Source organism: Candidatus Rokuibacteriota bacterium (genome assembly GCA_016188005.1).
GTDB lineage: Bacteria > Methylomirabilota > Methylomirabilia > Rokubacteriales > CSP1-6 > UBA12499.
In genome coordinates this window covers 1-12,837 of record JACPIQ010000105.1, presented here as the reverse complement: position 1 = coordinate 12,837, position 12,837 = coordinate 1, and the positions used below count along the sequence as shown (strand labels likewise).

Below are 12,837 nucleotides of genomic sequence, written 5' to 3'. Positions count from 1 at the left end.
GGACGGCGACGGAGACCCACGCGACCGGCAACGGAGGCCGCGGCGAACATGAGGAGGGCCGTCAGGACGATGGCGCCCCCCGCGGCGAGCCGCAGGTAATAGGCGGCGATGAGCCCTCCGGTCACCGACACCAGGGCCATGCCGATGGCGATGGCCAGGGCCTGGCGGAAGCTCCGGCCCAGCGAGAAGCCCGTGAGGGTGGGGATGACGATCATCGCGCTGACGAGGAGCACCCCCACCATGCGCATGGCCACCACCGTGGTGAGCGCGGTGAGCAGCGTGAGCATCAGGTTGAGGGCGGCTACCGGCACGCCGCTGGTGCGGGCGAGATCCTCGTTGAGCGTGATGGCGAAGAGCTGGCGGTAGAAGAGGCCGATGGCCGTGCCGACCACCGCGCCCAGGCCCACGATGAGCCAGACATCCGTCGGGCTCACCGTGAGGATGCTCCCGAACAGGATGGCGAAGAGATCGGCGTTGAAGCCGCGCGCCAGGCTGATGAGCACCACCGCCAGGGCGAAGCCGCCCGAGAGGAACACGGCCAGCGCGGCGTCTCCCTGGAGGGCGCCGCGCGCGCGCAGCCGCTCCATGCCCACCGCCCCGGCCACGGTCACCACGAGCGCGCCGAGGACGGGTGAGATCCCCACGAAGAGCCCGAGCGCCACCCCGGCGAGCGCCACGTGGGCCAGGGTGTCGGCGATGAGCGAGAGCCGGCGCGGAATCAGGAAGACGCCGATGGACGGGCAGATGATGGCCGTCATGGCGCCGGCCACGAAGGCGCGGTGCATGAAGCCGTACTGGAGGAACTCGGGGAGCGCCATGCCGTCAGTGGTGGTGGGAGACGACACGCACCGCGGGCCCGTAGGGCGCGGCCAGCGCCGCGTCGCTGAGGAAGTCCGCGGGCCGGCCGTGGAAGATCAGGCGCCGGTTGAGACAGGCGAGCTTGGTGACCTCCTTCGCCACCACGCCGATGTCGTGGCTCACGAGGATCAGGGTGACCTCGCGCTCACGGTGGAGGTGGTGGAGGAGCGCGTAGAAGCTGGTCTGGGCCTCCGGGTCCACGCCGCCCGTGGGCTCGTCGAGGATCAGGAGCTCGGGCCTGGAGACTAGGGCCCGGGCGATGAGCACCCGCTGCTGCTGCCCGGGAGAAAGCGTTCCGATGCGCGCCGCGGCCAGCGTGTCCATGCCCACCTGGCCGAGCACCTCGCCGACCCGACGGCGCTCGGCGGCGCCCGCCCGTCCGAGGAGCCCCAGCGCCGCCACGAGCCCGCTCGCCACGACCTCCTGCACCGTGGCCGGCAGCCCGGCGTCGAGCGTGGCCCTTTGCGGGACATAGCCCACGCGCCCCCACTGGCGGAAGCTCTCGGGGGCATGGCCGAAGAGGCGCACCCGGCCGGCCGAGGGCACCAGCAGCCCGAGCACGATGCGGAGGAGCGTCGTCTTGCCGGAGCCGTTGGGCCCGATGATGCCGAGGAAATCTCCCGCCTCCACGGCGAGGTGGATGCCCTCGAGCACGCGCACCTCTCCGTAGGTGAAGTCCACGCCCTCCAGCTCGACGAAGGGCCTCACGGGCACTCCAGCGCCACACGCAGGTTCTTCAGGTTCTCCTCCATCAGCGCCACGTACCCCTGGCCCGCGCTCGCCTGCTCCGGCGTGAGTCCCTCGACGGGGTTCAGGACGAGCGTCCGGGCCCCGACCTCGCGGGCCAGCGTCTCCGCCAGCCGCGGGCTCACCAGCGTCTCGAAGAAAATGTACTTCACTTTCCGCTGGCGCGCGAAGCGGACGATGGCGGCGAGCTGGGCCGGGCTCGGCTCCGACTCGGGCGCGAGCCCCATGACCGGCACCACCGACAGCCGGTAGCGCGCCCCCAGGTAGCCGAAGGCCGCGTGGGAGACGACGATGTCCCGGCGCGCGCAGCGGGCGAGGCCCGTCTCGTAGGCCTCGTGGAGGCGAGCCAGTCTCGACTGGAACGCGCGGGCGCGCTCGGCGTACTCCCCGGCTCCCGCTGGATCGGCTCGCTTCAGCGCCTCCATGATCCGCTCGACCATTGCCTGGGCGAGGACCGGATCGAGCCAGACGTGGGGATCGGGAGGGCCGCCGCCGGCCCCGGTCAGGAGTGGCAGCCCCTCGGTGGCGTTGACCGTCGCGGGCCTCGCCGCCGCGTCCGCGAGGAGCTTGTCCACCCAGGGCTCGATTCCCGCGCCGTTGTAGACGAGGAGGCCGGCGCGACCGACCCGCGCCACCTCCTGGGGGGTGGGCTCCCAGTCGTGGGGCTCCACCCCGGGCGGGACGAGCGAGACGACCTCGGCGCGGTCGCCAGTCACCTGGCGCGAGAACTCGTAGAGGGGATAGAAGGTCGCCACGACCAGCGGCTTCGACGGCGGCGTGGGCGGCTCAGAGCAGCCGGCCACGCCGAGAGCCAGGAGCGCCAGCGCCATCCGCCGTCCCCGGCGCCAGCGCCGACTCACGGTTCGCCTCCGAGCGCGGCGAGACGCGCGCTCTCCCACCACGCCGCAGCCGCGGCGCAGGCCGTGCCGAGCGCCCAGCCTCCCAGGACGTCGGTGGGCCAGTGGGCGTCGAGCATCACGCGGGCCCAGCCCACGCCGAGAGCCAGGATGAGGCCCAGGGCCCCCAGGGCCACGCGCCGCCCCCGGCTCCATCGCTCGCGGCTCACCACGTAGATGAGGATGACGGCGAAGGCCGCGGCGGCGATGGCGTGGCCGCTGGGAAAGCCGAAGGACCCCCCGGTGGGCCGCGGCCGGCCCACGAGGAGCTTGGCGGCGGTCTCGGCGGCCCCCGAGCCGGCCAGGACAGCGCCCCACAGCCACCAGTGTCGTCTGGCGACCGGGGACAGGGCGAATAGCAGCAGGGCCGCCGGGATGAGCACACGGTAGGTCCCGCCATGGTTCACCCACCGGGCGGCCTCGAGCGCGTGCGGGCTCCGGCCGTCGAGGAGCCCCTGACGGATCATCGCGTCGCCGGGCGGGACCCCGGCCGCGAGGGCGACCAGCGCCAGCGCGGCGAAGGCGGCGAGGCTCGCCAAACACACCGTCCGCCAGCGCGCGGTGTCGATGGATGTCATGCCTTCTTTCTTCTTGGTCGGCTCATGCTCGGGCTGGTAAGGATACCCGATCCGGCGCGCCGTGGAGCGAAGTCGAACGGGCAGCCGCGCTGCCGGGACGGCTTGCGGTCACATCTGTCCCTGCTTCTCCAGCCTTGTGATCGCCAACCTCGGCGGGACGCCTCTCAGCGTGAACCGCACCAGGTCGCCGACCTGCGCCGCGGCGAGCAGTTCCGGGTCCTGAGCCTGAAAGCCCATGGTCATGGCGGGCATGAAGCCGGGGATGTCCTCGTGGCTGAGGACGACCACGTGGAGCTCCGTGATCAGCGCGCGCACCACGCCCTGGCCGGTGAAGACTTGCTCGACGCCCGCAGGGGCGAAGCGTTGCCGGGCGAGCGCCAGCTCTTCCTCGAGAGGCCCGATCTGACGGCCCCAGGCGAGATAGCCGAGAAGGAGCCCGGCAGCCAGCGCCAGGTTCAAGAGGAGGACCACCCGCCACAGCCTCATGGCCCCGAGGCCTCAGTGGACATGCTCGGCCGGCAGCGGGCCCGGCCTCTCGCGGCCGAGGCGCTGCAGCTCGACGAAGAGGGCCGCGGGATCCGCCCATCCGGGCGCGGCGCGCCCCGGGATCCAGCGGGCGCGCACATAGCCCTGACGGTCGATCAGGATCTCCATGTGCTCCGGCACGGGCAGGTCGGGTCGGAGGCCATCGGGAGCCAGGGTACGACGGAAGAGGCCGTAGGCCGCCGTGATCTCCTCGCTTCCCCCGGTGACCACGGGGAGCAGGATCGGGGGGCGCCCGCCGAGGCGGGTGAGGATCCCGGCGCCGCCGTCCAGCGGGACGGCGAGGATCTCGCCGCCCAGCGCCCGGAGCGTCTCGTGGTATCTCGCCAGGGCGACGAGCCGGTCGCGGGAGCCGGGAAGGCTGAAGAGGATGAGCAATACGGCCCGCTGCCCGCGGAACTCCTTCAGGCTCCGCTCGGCCTCCGGGCCGGCGGCATAGGCGAAGTCGGGGGCGACGACCCGGGGGCGCTCTGGCTCCACGGCCGTGCCGAGGCCTCGCGCCTGCGCCGACGACGCGAGGCAGCGCAGGAAGTTGACGAGATCCCAGCGCTCCTCCTCGCCCAGCTTTGCGGCGAAGCCCGGCATGCCGCCCAGCGGGATGCCGTGGGTGAGCCACCAGAAGATGTCGCCGGCCGTGTGCGCGGCCGTGTGAGGACCGGTGAGGTCGGCGGGTCGCTTCGCCAGCCCCGACCCGCGGGCACCGTCGCCTTGCCCCACAGCACCGTGGCACTCCGCGCAGTGCTTGCCGTAGAGCGCCATGCCTTTCACCACCGAGCCCGCGTGGTAGGCCACGGCGGGACGCCGGTACGTGGTCGGATAGGCGTCCACGGTCATGGGGGGCAGCGCGAGTATGAGCCCTGCCGCAGTCGCCGCCGCCCCCGAGCCGAGCACGAGGCCCCGGCGTCTGCCGATCAGCGCGCCCACGACGAGCGCCAGCAGGCCCACCACGGCCACCTGGCTGCCGACGAGCACGCGTGTCCGGGGGCCGGTCGGGCCCAGGGCGGCGTCGTACGAGAGGCGGAACGACAGGGGCCACGACGGATTCTCGTGCCTCGCCGGCGGGGTGGCGACCAGCGTGCTGGCGATCACGAGGACCAGCACGCCCAGCGTCCACTCTGTGCCGACGAGATGGCCGAGGTGCGCCATGGCAGGGCGGCCCACCCGGGCCGCCTCCCCAGACAGCGACGGCAGGAGCCCGCGGCTGCGGCGCGCGACGACGAGGATGGCGAGCACGAGGGCGAGCTTGAGCAGGAGCAGGCGGCCGTAGGAGGTCCCGACGAGGGCGGGCACGCCGCCCACCTGGCTCCACATGTTGCCGGCGCCCGTCGCGAGGAGCAGGAGGATTGCCGCCAGCGCGAGGCCGGAGAAGCGGCGGACGGCGAGCACCGCGCAGGGGCGGCTGTCGGCTCCCGCCTCTCGCGAGGCGGCGCGGCAGAAGAGGCTCAGGGGCAGCAGCGTGCCGAGCCAGATGCCTGTGGCGATGAGATGGGCCATGTCCACCAGCGCGGCGGGGAGGGCGCCGGGCTCCACCGCAGCGGCATGCCCTGCCCAGCCCAGCGCGGCCAGCGCCGCGACGCCGAGCATCCACGACTCGACCCGGAGGGCCGCCCAGTCGGCGCGGGATGCCTCGCGCTCGCGCAGGAGCAGGAGGGCCGCGAGCAGGAGGAGCAGCACGTGGCGGAGGAGCCACACGGTGCCCCAGCGTGTCTCGAGCAGGACGCCGAGCCACGTCCCGACCTCGAGGGCAGCCGCGGGCCGTCCGGCGAGGTGAGCCGACTGATGCGCGAGAAGCCCCAGCCCGGAGAGGAGCGCGAGGGCGGCGAGCCGGCGCGCCCAGCGCCCGAGGCCCTCCTCCCAGCCGCGGGCGGTGGGGGACAGCCGTGGCCCCGCGAGCAGCGAGGCGGTGAAGATCCCCACCAGGCAGATGCCCGCGAGCAGGTTGAGCCAGCGCAGGCCGGCGCCGAGGGCGGTCATGGCGCTCCATTATAATGAGGGGCGCGAAAGCCCATGGCCCCCTCACCGTCGCTCCGACGCTCCCGGCCGCTTCGCGCCGTCATCTTCGACGCGGGCAACACGCTGCTGCGCATGAACTACAGTGTCATCGCCGCGGAGCTCCTGGCGCGCGGGCGGCCGGTGACGGGCGCCGCCGTGGAGGAGGCGGAGCTGCGGGCCCGCGTCAGGCTCGACAGGCACCTGGGACCGCGGGCCCGGCCCGATGCCGCCACGGTTGCGAGCGACTCCACCGAGAGCGGGACCACGCAGGGCCGCTACCTCCGATACATCCTGGAGCATCTCGGGATCACCGACGAGGGGGAGATCGAGGCGCTTGCGCGCTGGCGGCGCGGCTACAACCTGCCCGTGGGGCTCTGGAACGTCGCCGATCCGGGGGCGGAGTCGGCGCTCCGGCGCGTAAAGGCAGCGGGGCTCGTGGCCGGGGTCATCTCCAACTCGAACGGCTCCGTGCGCTCCATTCTCGAGGCCACCGGGCTGGCCGCCCATCTCGACCTCATCGTCGACTCCGCGGTGGTAGGGGTGGAGAAGCCCGATGCCCGGATCTTCCGCATCGGGCTGGCGGAGGCCCGGGTCGCCCCCGAGGAGGCGGTCTACGTCGGCGACCTCTACTCGGTGGACGTGCTGGGCGCGCGCGGGGTGGGGATGGAGGCCGTGCTCCTCGACCCCAGGGGTTTCTGGGGCGAGCGCGATTGCTTGCAGGCCGTAGACCTGGCGGCTGCTGTCGGCCTCGCCCTCCACTCGCGGCCCCCGGCCTGACCAGAATCCGCCTTCCCCGCTGGGCCAGGGGCGAGCCGGCAGTCCCAGGGTGACTGGGCAAGGTGAGCTAGAGAACTGTCGGCGTAGCTTACGCTTGTCGCTCCCGGTCCCATATGCCCGAAGGCGACGGCCTGTATTTCAGCTAGTTGCGGTCTTGGCACGCTACGCGCAGGAACCCAGGCGAGGCCGTTTCTCAGCACTCACATCCGAGGCCAAGGGGGCATCGACATGAGCGTCCTTCTCCGAACTCTCGTAGTGCTGGTGCTGGTCATGACATCCGCGTCTGGTGCCATGGCGGTCCCGGCCTTCTGGACCGACTGGACGACCGAGACAGCCGGGGCCCCGGGAGTCCTGGGTAGCCTGACGGTCGGATCGAGCACGGTCGACGTGGCCTTCAGCGGGTCGTATTTCTTCGCCCAGACGAGCGGCGGCACCAACTTCTGGAGCCCGGGGGCCCCGTACATCAGCTCGACGGTGGACAATGCGCCTCCCGCCTCCGACATCATTGCGTTGGGTTCCGGGGGCCTCGCGACCATCACGTTCTCGGAGCCGGTCGAGGACCCACTCCTGGCGCTGGTGAGCTGGAACGGCAACGTGGTCGATTTCGGGGTGCCGATCGAGATCCTGAGCTTCGGGTGCGGGTTCTTTGGCTGTGGCACGCCGCTCCTGAACGCCGGGAGCACCGGCTTCACGGGGGCAGGCGAGGTGCATGGCGTCATTCGACTGCCCGGTGCTTTCTCGTCCATCTCCTTCACTCACACCAGTGAATTCTGGCATGGCTTGACGGTGGGCGTGCTCGGCCTGGCCGAGCCGCCCCCACCCCCGCCCACGGGCGTTCCCGCACCCGCCTCCCTCGTCCTGCTCGGCCTTGGTCTGGCCGGCCTGGCGGCCGCCCGCCGGCGCAAGCAGCGCTGATCTGTCGGCAGGCCTGACGCAGGGAAGACGGCAGCCGCAGCCGCCGTCTTCCCTTGTGTTTACCGCGGGCCTTCCAGGGCCCCGTGACGGTGTAGATCATGGCCATCTCCTCGTCCCCCTGACGCCTGGGCCGCCCGCCGGGAGCGGTCAGGGGGTCTACCTTCGACGGAAGCACCCCCAGAGCCGTTGACAGGGCCGACCCACCCGCTGTACTGTCTTGCACACTTTCCCCTCAGTCCCACCCGCACGTCGTACCCAGGAGGAGGCGGCGATGGCCAAGCACGCGGATGACGCGACCACGAAGTACGTGCTCACCGAGAGCGAGATGCCGACGCGGTGGTACAACATCGCGGCGGACCTCAAGACGCCGCCCGCGCCGGTGATGCATCCCGGCACCGGGCAGCCCATTGGCCCCCAGGACCTGGCACCGCTCTTCCCCATGGAGCTGATCAAGCAGGAGGTCAGCCAGGAGCGCTGGATCGAGATCCCCGACGAGGTGCGGGACATCCTCCGGCTGTGGCGGCCGAGCCCCCTCTACCGCGCGCGGCGGCTCGAGAAGGCCCTCGGGACGCCGGCGCGCATCTACTACAAGTACGAGGGGGTGAGCCCGGCGGGCAGCCACAAGCCCAACACCGCCGTCGCCCAGGCGTACTACAACAAGAAGGAAGGCGTCACGCGCATCGCCACCGAGACGGGCGCGGGACAGTGGGGCTCGGCCCTGGCCATGGCCTGCCAGTTCTTCGGGCTGCAGTGCAAGGTCTACATGGTCAAGGTGTCCTATCAGCAGAAGCCCTATCGCCGCGTGATGATGGAGACCTGGGGCGCCCAGGTGGTGCCGAGCCCGAGCCCGGACACCCAGGCCGGCAAGAAGATGCTGGAGCAGGATCCGAACTCCCCCGGCAGCCTCGGGATCGCCATCAGCGAGGCCGTGGAAGACGCGGCGACGCGCGAGGACACCAAGTACTCGCTGGGCAGCGTGCTCAACCACGTGCTCACCCACCAGACCATCATCGGGCTCGAGGCCAAGAAGCAGCTCGAGAAGGCGGAGGACGAGGCCGAGAACGTCATCGCCTGCGCGGGCGGCGGCCCCAACTTCGCCGGGCTGGCCTTCCCGTTCGTGGCCGACAAGCTGACCTCGGGCAAGAAGACGCGCATCGTCGCCGTGGAGCCCACGGCCTGCCCCAGCCTCACCAAGGGCAAGTACGTCTACGACTTCGGCGACACGGTGGGCATGACGCCGCTGGTGAAGATGCACACGCTCGGCCACACCTTCATCCCCGCGCCGCTCCACGCCGGGGGCCTGCGCTACCATGGGATGGCGCCCCTGGTCTGCAAGCTCTATGACGAGAAGTACATCGAGGCGGTGGCCGTGCCGCAGCTCGCCACCTTCCAGGCGGCCATCCAGTTCGCGAGGAGCGAGGGCATCATCCCCGCGCCCGAGTCGGCGCACGCCATCCGCGTGGTCATCGACGAGGCCCTTCGCTGCAAGGAGGCCGGCCGGGGCCAGACCATCCTGTTCAACCTCTCCGGCCACGGCGCCTTCGATCTCGGTGCCTACGAGGCCTATCTCGCCGGCAAGCTCCAGGACTACGAGTACCCGTCCGAGAAGGTGGAGGCAGCGCTGCGGGACCTGCCGCAGATCCGAGGGTAGTCCCCGGCGCCAGGGCGCCGGCTCACAGCGGAGGAGGAACGCGATGATCCGACGCAGGGAGTTCGTCACGGGAGGCGCCGCCGCGGCAGGGGCGGTCGTGCTGGGGGCGCCGGCGGTCCTCCGCGCCCAGGCCAAGGGGAAGGTCCGGCTCGCCTACCTCCAGCTCGGCTGGGCGGCCACGGAGATCATCCACAAGGAGGATCTCCTCGGCCGCTACGGCTGGACCGCAGAGTACTCGATCGTGGCGGGCGCGCCGGGGCCCCTCCTGAACCAGCTCGCCGCCAGGAACGTGGACGCCATCGACATGAGCTTCGCGCTGGCGGCCAAGGCCTTCGAGGACGGCGTGCCGCTCAAGGTCACGGGGGTCGCGACGGCGGTGCTCGGCGCCATCGTGGCGCGCAAGGACGCCGGGCTCACGAAGGTCGAGGATCTGCGGGGCAAGAAGGTGGCGGCCATCGTCGGGACCTCGACGTTCTTCGATATCCGCGCGCTCACGCTCAAGGGGTACGGGCTCGACCTCCAGAAGGAGACCCAGCTCGTCACCGCCACCTCCCCGCCCGACATGGTGACCATGCTCGGCAAGAAGGACGTGGATGCCATCATCGCCTGGCAGCCCATCACCGACCAGGTCGTGTTCCGCGGAGAGGGTGTGTACCTCGCCAAGCAGATCGACCTCTGGCGGAAGGCGACGGGTCGGCCCTCCGGCTTCCCGGTGCACGTCTGCTACCTGGCGAGCACGGAGTTCATCCAGAAGCACCCGTCGTTCCCGAAGGACCTGAACGACGCGCAGCGGGACGCCGTGGACATCTGGTACAAGAAACCCGCGCGCGCCATGGAGATCGTGGGGGAGGTGACCCGGCTGCCCAGGGACGTCATCGCCGTCGCCCACCGGGAGACGGTGCGCATGCTCTCGGGGCTGCCCGAGGAGCAGATCGAGACGCTGATCGTGCAGCTCAAGCTCAACAAGGAGTTCGGCTTCCTGAAGTCCGACATCTGGGACAACCCGGACCGGATCCGTCGGGAATTCTTTCACCGGGCCTGACCGGGTCCGGGGCGCGTGAGCGGGCGCGAGTGGGCCGGCCGGCTCCACCTGCCGACCGTCGGCGTGGCGGCCGCCGTCCTCGTCGTCTGGTCGCTGCTCTCGTGGCGCTACGGCGCCTATGTCCTGCCGGCCCCGCGCGCGGTGGTGTCCGGCTTCGTCGAGATCCTCAGGAGCGGCGAGATCTGGACGCACACCGCCGCCTCCCTCTCCCGGATCCTGGTGGGCTTCGGCGGCGCCGTGCTGGTGGCGGTGTGCCTGGCGCTGGCGGCCTTCGTGTCCCGGCTGGCCCGCGGGGTGGTGCACGATCTTCTCGCCGTCCTCAACTCGACGTCGGTGTTCGTCTGGATCGTCATCTCGCTCATCTGGTTCGGACTCAGCCACTGGGCGCCGATCTTCACGACCTTCATGATCACGCTCCCCGTGGTGGCCTCGAACCTGGTGGAGGGCGTGGCGAGCGTGGACCGGCGGCTCCTCGAGATGGGCGACGTCTACCGGCTCGGCAGCCGGGAGAAGTTCACGTCCATCGTGATCCCCTCGACGCTGCCCTACCTGGTGGCCGGGATGAAGGTGGGCTTCGGGCTCGCGCTCAAGGTGTCCGTGGTGGCCGAGATCTTCGGCGTGACGTCCGGCATCGGCTACATCATGAACTACAGCCGGGAGATCCTCGCCACCCAGATGGTGTTCGTCTGGGCGCTCGTGATGATCCTCGTCATGCTCGTGACCGACAAGCTCGTCTTCGACGCGGCGAGCCGCCGGCTGCAGCGATGGCGGTGAAGCTCAGCGCGAGCGGGATCGGGAAGGACTACCTGATCCCGGTCATCCAGGACGTGTCCTTCAGCGTGGAGGCGGGGGAGTTCGTGTGCCTCCTCGGGCCGAACGGCTGCGGCAAGACGACGCTGCTACGCATCCTGGGCGGGATCGAGCCGGCCACGCGCGGCACCGTGTGTCTCGACGGCCAGCCGGTCGTGGCCGACCAGCGCCACGAGCGCAAGGTCGGCATCGTCTTCCAGGAGGACCGGCTCCTGCCCTGGCTCACGCTCCGGGACAACGTGGCCCTCGTGCTGAAGCCGCTGGGCCTGCCCCGGGAGGAGCGCCACCTCCGGGCGATGCAGCATCTCCGCGTCGCGGGGCTCCGGGGGTTCGAGGAGTACTACCCCGGGCGGGTGAGCGGGGGCATGCGGCAGCGGGCCGCCATTGCCCGCGCGCTGGCCATCGAGCCCGACGTGCTCCTGATGGACGAGCCCTTCGGGGCCCTGGACGCCCAGAACCGGCGGATCATGCAGGAGGAAGTCCGGCGCATCTGGGCCGAGACGGCGCGCACCATCGTCTTCGTCACCCACTCCATCGAGGAGGCGGCGGCCGTCGGCACCACGCTCATCATGCTCTCGGCGCGGCCCTCCCGGATCCGGGAGCTGATCCGCAACGACCGCACCGCCGATCGCGCGAAGCTCGTGGACGACCTCAACACCATGATCATGGAAGAGGTGCACAAACAGCAAGGAGACACCCGATGATCAAGCCGTACACCGCCGTCGGCCTCATCCCCACCGTGCGCGGGATCCGCAAGCGGAAGGACATCAGGATCAACCTGGAGCACCTCGCGCACCTGGTGAAGGCGGCCTCCTGGCTGTCGAGCCTCGACCTGCCCGTGCGGCTCATCGCCTTCCCGGAGGGGGCGCTCCAGGGCTTCAACGACGAGGTGCTCGATCTCGACCACGCGACCTTCGCGCGGGAGGGGGCCATCGACATCCCCGGCGAGGAGACGGAGGCCCTCGGCGCGATCGCGAAGGAGTACGGGGCCTTCGTCATGGCCCAGGCCAAGGCGCGCCACCCGGACCTCAAGGACCGCTTCTTCAACGTGGGCTTCATCATCAACCCGCGCGGGAAGGTGATCCTGCAGCACTACAAGGTCTCGCCGCTCTTCCCGGTGGAGCACTCCGTCTGCCCCCACGACGTCTACGACTGGTGGGTCGAGAAGTACGGGCGAACCCTGCAGGCCTTCTGGCCGGTGGTGGACACCGAGATCGGGCGGCTCGGCATCATGATGGCCAACGAGGGGTCCTACCCCGAGAACGCCCGGGCGCTGGCGCTCAACGGCGCCGAGGTGGTCTACCGCGCTTCTTACCCGCACCCGGCCACGGGCAACGAGATCTTCGAGATCCAGAGCCGGGCACGGGCGCTGGACAACAACATGTACGTCGTGGCGCCCAACATGGGCACCTACTACCTCTTCCCGGAGGAGACGACGCCCATCGACACCTTCGGCGGGCGCTCCTTCGTCATCAACTACAAGGGCCAGATCGTCGGCCGGCAGGACTACGGCGCGGGCTCCACCTACGTGGGCGGCGTGGTGGACATCGAGGCGCTCCGCGACCACCGTGCGCGCGCGCAGTGGGACAACTGGATGAAGGACCTGCGAACGGAGCTCTACCAGCTCCTCTACGAGAAGCCGATCTACCCGAAGAACCTCTACCTCAAACGCGCGCCCATGAAGCACAAGGAGTACCGCGAGAAGGTCATCAAGCGGCAGATCCGCCTGATGCACGACCGCGGCATCTGGGCCAGGCCGGCGCGGTAGGGCGTTCTCGCGGCGATCCGAAGACAGAGCGCCGGCCCGGGCGGACCGCGGCGCGGATGCCGCGCTTACTGGCCGCGGCCCATGGCGTAGAACTCGCGGTTCGGGCGCATGCCGGCCAGGCTGGCCATGCGGTTGGACATGTTGAAGAAGGCCGCGACGGCGCCGATGTCCCAGATGTCCGAGTCCGTGAAACCGTGCTCGCGCAGGCGCTCGAAGTCCTTCCCCTCGATCTCTCCGCAGCGCCCCGTCACCTTGACCGC

Annotated in this window: 14 protein-coding genes; 7 read left to right on the top strand and 7 right to left on the bottom strand. The window is 70.8% G+C overall.

Going from position 1 to position 12,837, the window contains the following annotated elements:
• From HYV93_20920 to HYV93_20895, 6 genes are all read right to left on the bottom strand, one after another.
• Positions 1-818, bottom strand: an 818-nt coding sequence (locus HYV93_20920; GenBank protein ID MBI2528432.1) for a metal ABC transporter permease, incomplete at its 3' end; no start/stop codon positions are given.
• Positions 819-822: 4 nt separating this feature from the next.
• Entirely contained in the window at positions 823-1,566 is a 744-nt protein-coding gene (locus tag HYV93_20915; GenBank protein ID MBI2528431.1) for a metal ABC transporter ATP-binding protein, read from the bottom strand.
• Positions 1,563-2,435 (bottom strand): zinc ABC transporter substrate-binding protein, encoded by an 873-nt coding sequence (locus HYV93_20910; GenBank protein MBI2528430.1) that lies wholly within the window; start codon positions 2,433-2,435, stop codon positions 1,563-1,565. The genes HYV93_20915 and HYV93_20910 overlap by 4 nt, the downstream gene beginning before the upstream one ends.
• 26 nt (positions 2,436-2,461) lie before the next feature.
• A complete protein-coding gene (locus HYV93_20905; GenBank protein ID MBI2528429.1) occupies positions 2,462-3,079 on the bottom strand; it encodes a phosphatase PAP2 family protein in 618 nt (205 codons plus the stop codon).
• Between the two features lie 108 nt (positions 3,080-3,187).
• The gene (locus HYV93_20900; protein MBI2528428.1) at positions 3,188-3,565 is read right to left on the bottom strand and encodes a copper-binding protein; all 378 of its coding nucleotides are present in this window, start codon (positions 3,563-3,565) and stop codon (positions 3,188-3,190) included.
• 12 nt (positions 3,566-3,577) lie between these two features.
• Positions 3,578-5,596, bottom strand: coding sequence for a CopD family protein (locus HYV93_20895; protein MBI2528427.1), 2,019 nt, complete (start codon positions 5,594-5,596; stop codon positions 3,578-3,580).
• A 33-nt stretch (positions 5,597-5,629) separates the two neighbouring features.
• Between HYV93_20895 and HYV93_20890 the strand changes: the two genes are divergently transcribed.
• The 7 genes from HYV93_20890 to HYV93_20860 all read left to right on the top strand — a co-directional run bounded on the left by HYV93_20890 (position 5,630) and on the right by HYV93_20860 (position 12,577).
• On the top strand, positions 5,630-6,391 hold the full coding sequence (locus tag HYV93_20890; protein ID MBI2528426.1) for an HAD-IA family hydrolase: 762 nt from the start codon (positions 5,630-5,632) through the stop codon (positions 6,389-6,391).
• Positions 6,392-6,619: 228 nt separating this feature from the next.
• On the top strand, positions 6,620-7,306 hold the full coding sequence (locus HYV93_20885; protein ID MBI2528425.1) for a VPLPA-CTERM sorting domain-containing protein: 687 nt from the start codon (positions 6,620-6,622) through the stop codon (positions 7,304-7,306).
• Positions 7,307-7,577: 271 nt separating this feature from the next.
• Complete coding sequence (locus tag HYV93_20880) at positions 7,578-8,957, top strand: TrpB-like pyridoxal phosphate-dependent enzyme (protein ID MBI2528424.1); 1,380 nt, start codon at positions 7,578-7,580, stop codon at positions 8,955-8,957.
• A gap of 43 nt (positions 8,958-9,000) precedes the next feature.
• Positions 9,001-9,999: an ABC transporter substrate-binding protein gene (locus HYV93_20875; protein MBI2528423.1), complete on the top strand. Its 999-nt coding sequence runs from the start codon at positions 9,001-9,003 to the stop codon at positions 9,997-9,999.
• 15 nt (positions 10,000-10,014) lie between these two features.
• Positions 10,015-10,773 carry an ABC transporter permease gene (locus tag HYV93_20870; GenBank protein MBI2528422.1) on the top strand — a complete coding sequence of 253 codons (759 nt, stop codon included), beginning with the start codon at positions 10,015-10,017 and terminating at the stop codon, positions 10,771-10,773.
• Positions 10,764-11,513 (top strand): ABC transporter ATP-binding protein, encoded by a 750-nt coding sequence (locus tag HYV93_20865; protein MBI2528421.1) that lies wholly within the window; start codon positions 10,764-10,766, stop codon positions 11,511-11,513. Before HYV93_20870 ends, HYV93_20865 begins: the two co-directional genes overlap by 10 nt.
• Complete coding sequence (locus tag HYV93_20860) at positions 11,510-12,577, top strand: hydrolase (protein ID MBI2528420.1); 1,068 nt, start codon at positions 11,510-11,512, stop codon at positions 12,575-12,577. Before HYV93_20865 ends, HYV93_20860 begins: the two co-directional genes overlap by 4 nt.
• Positions 12,578-12,642: 65 nt before the next feature.
• On the opposite strand, the gene HYV93_20855 is transcribed toward HYV93_20860, so the two are convergent.
• Positions 12,643-12,837: alkylhydroperoxidase (locus HYV93_20855; protein ID MBI2528419.1), on the bottom strand; the 195-nt coding region annotated here is incomplete at its 5' end.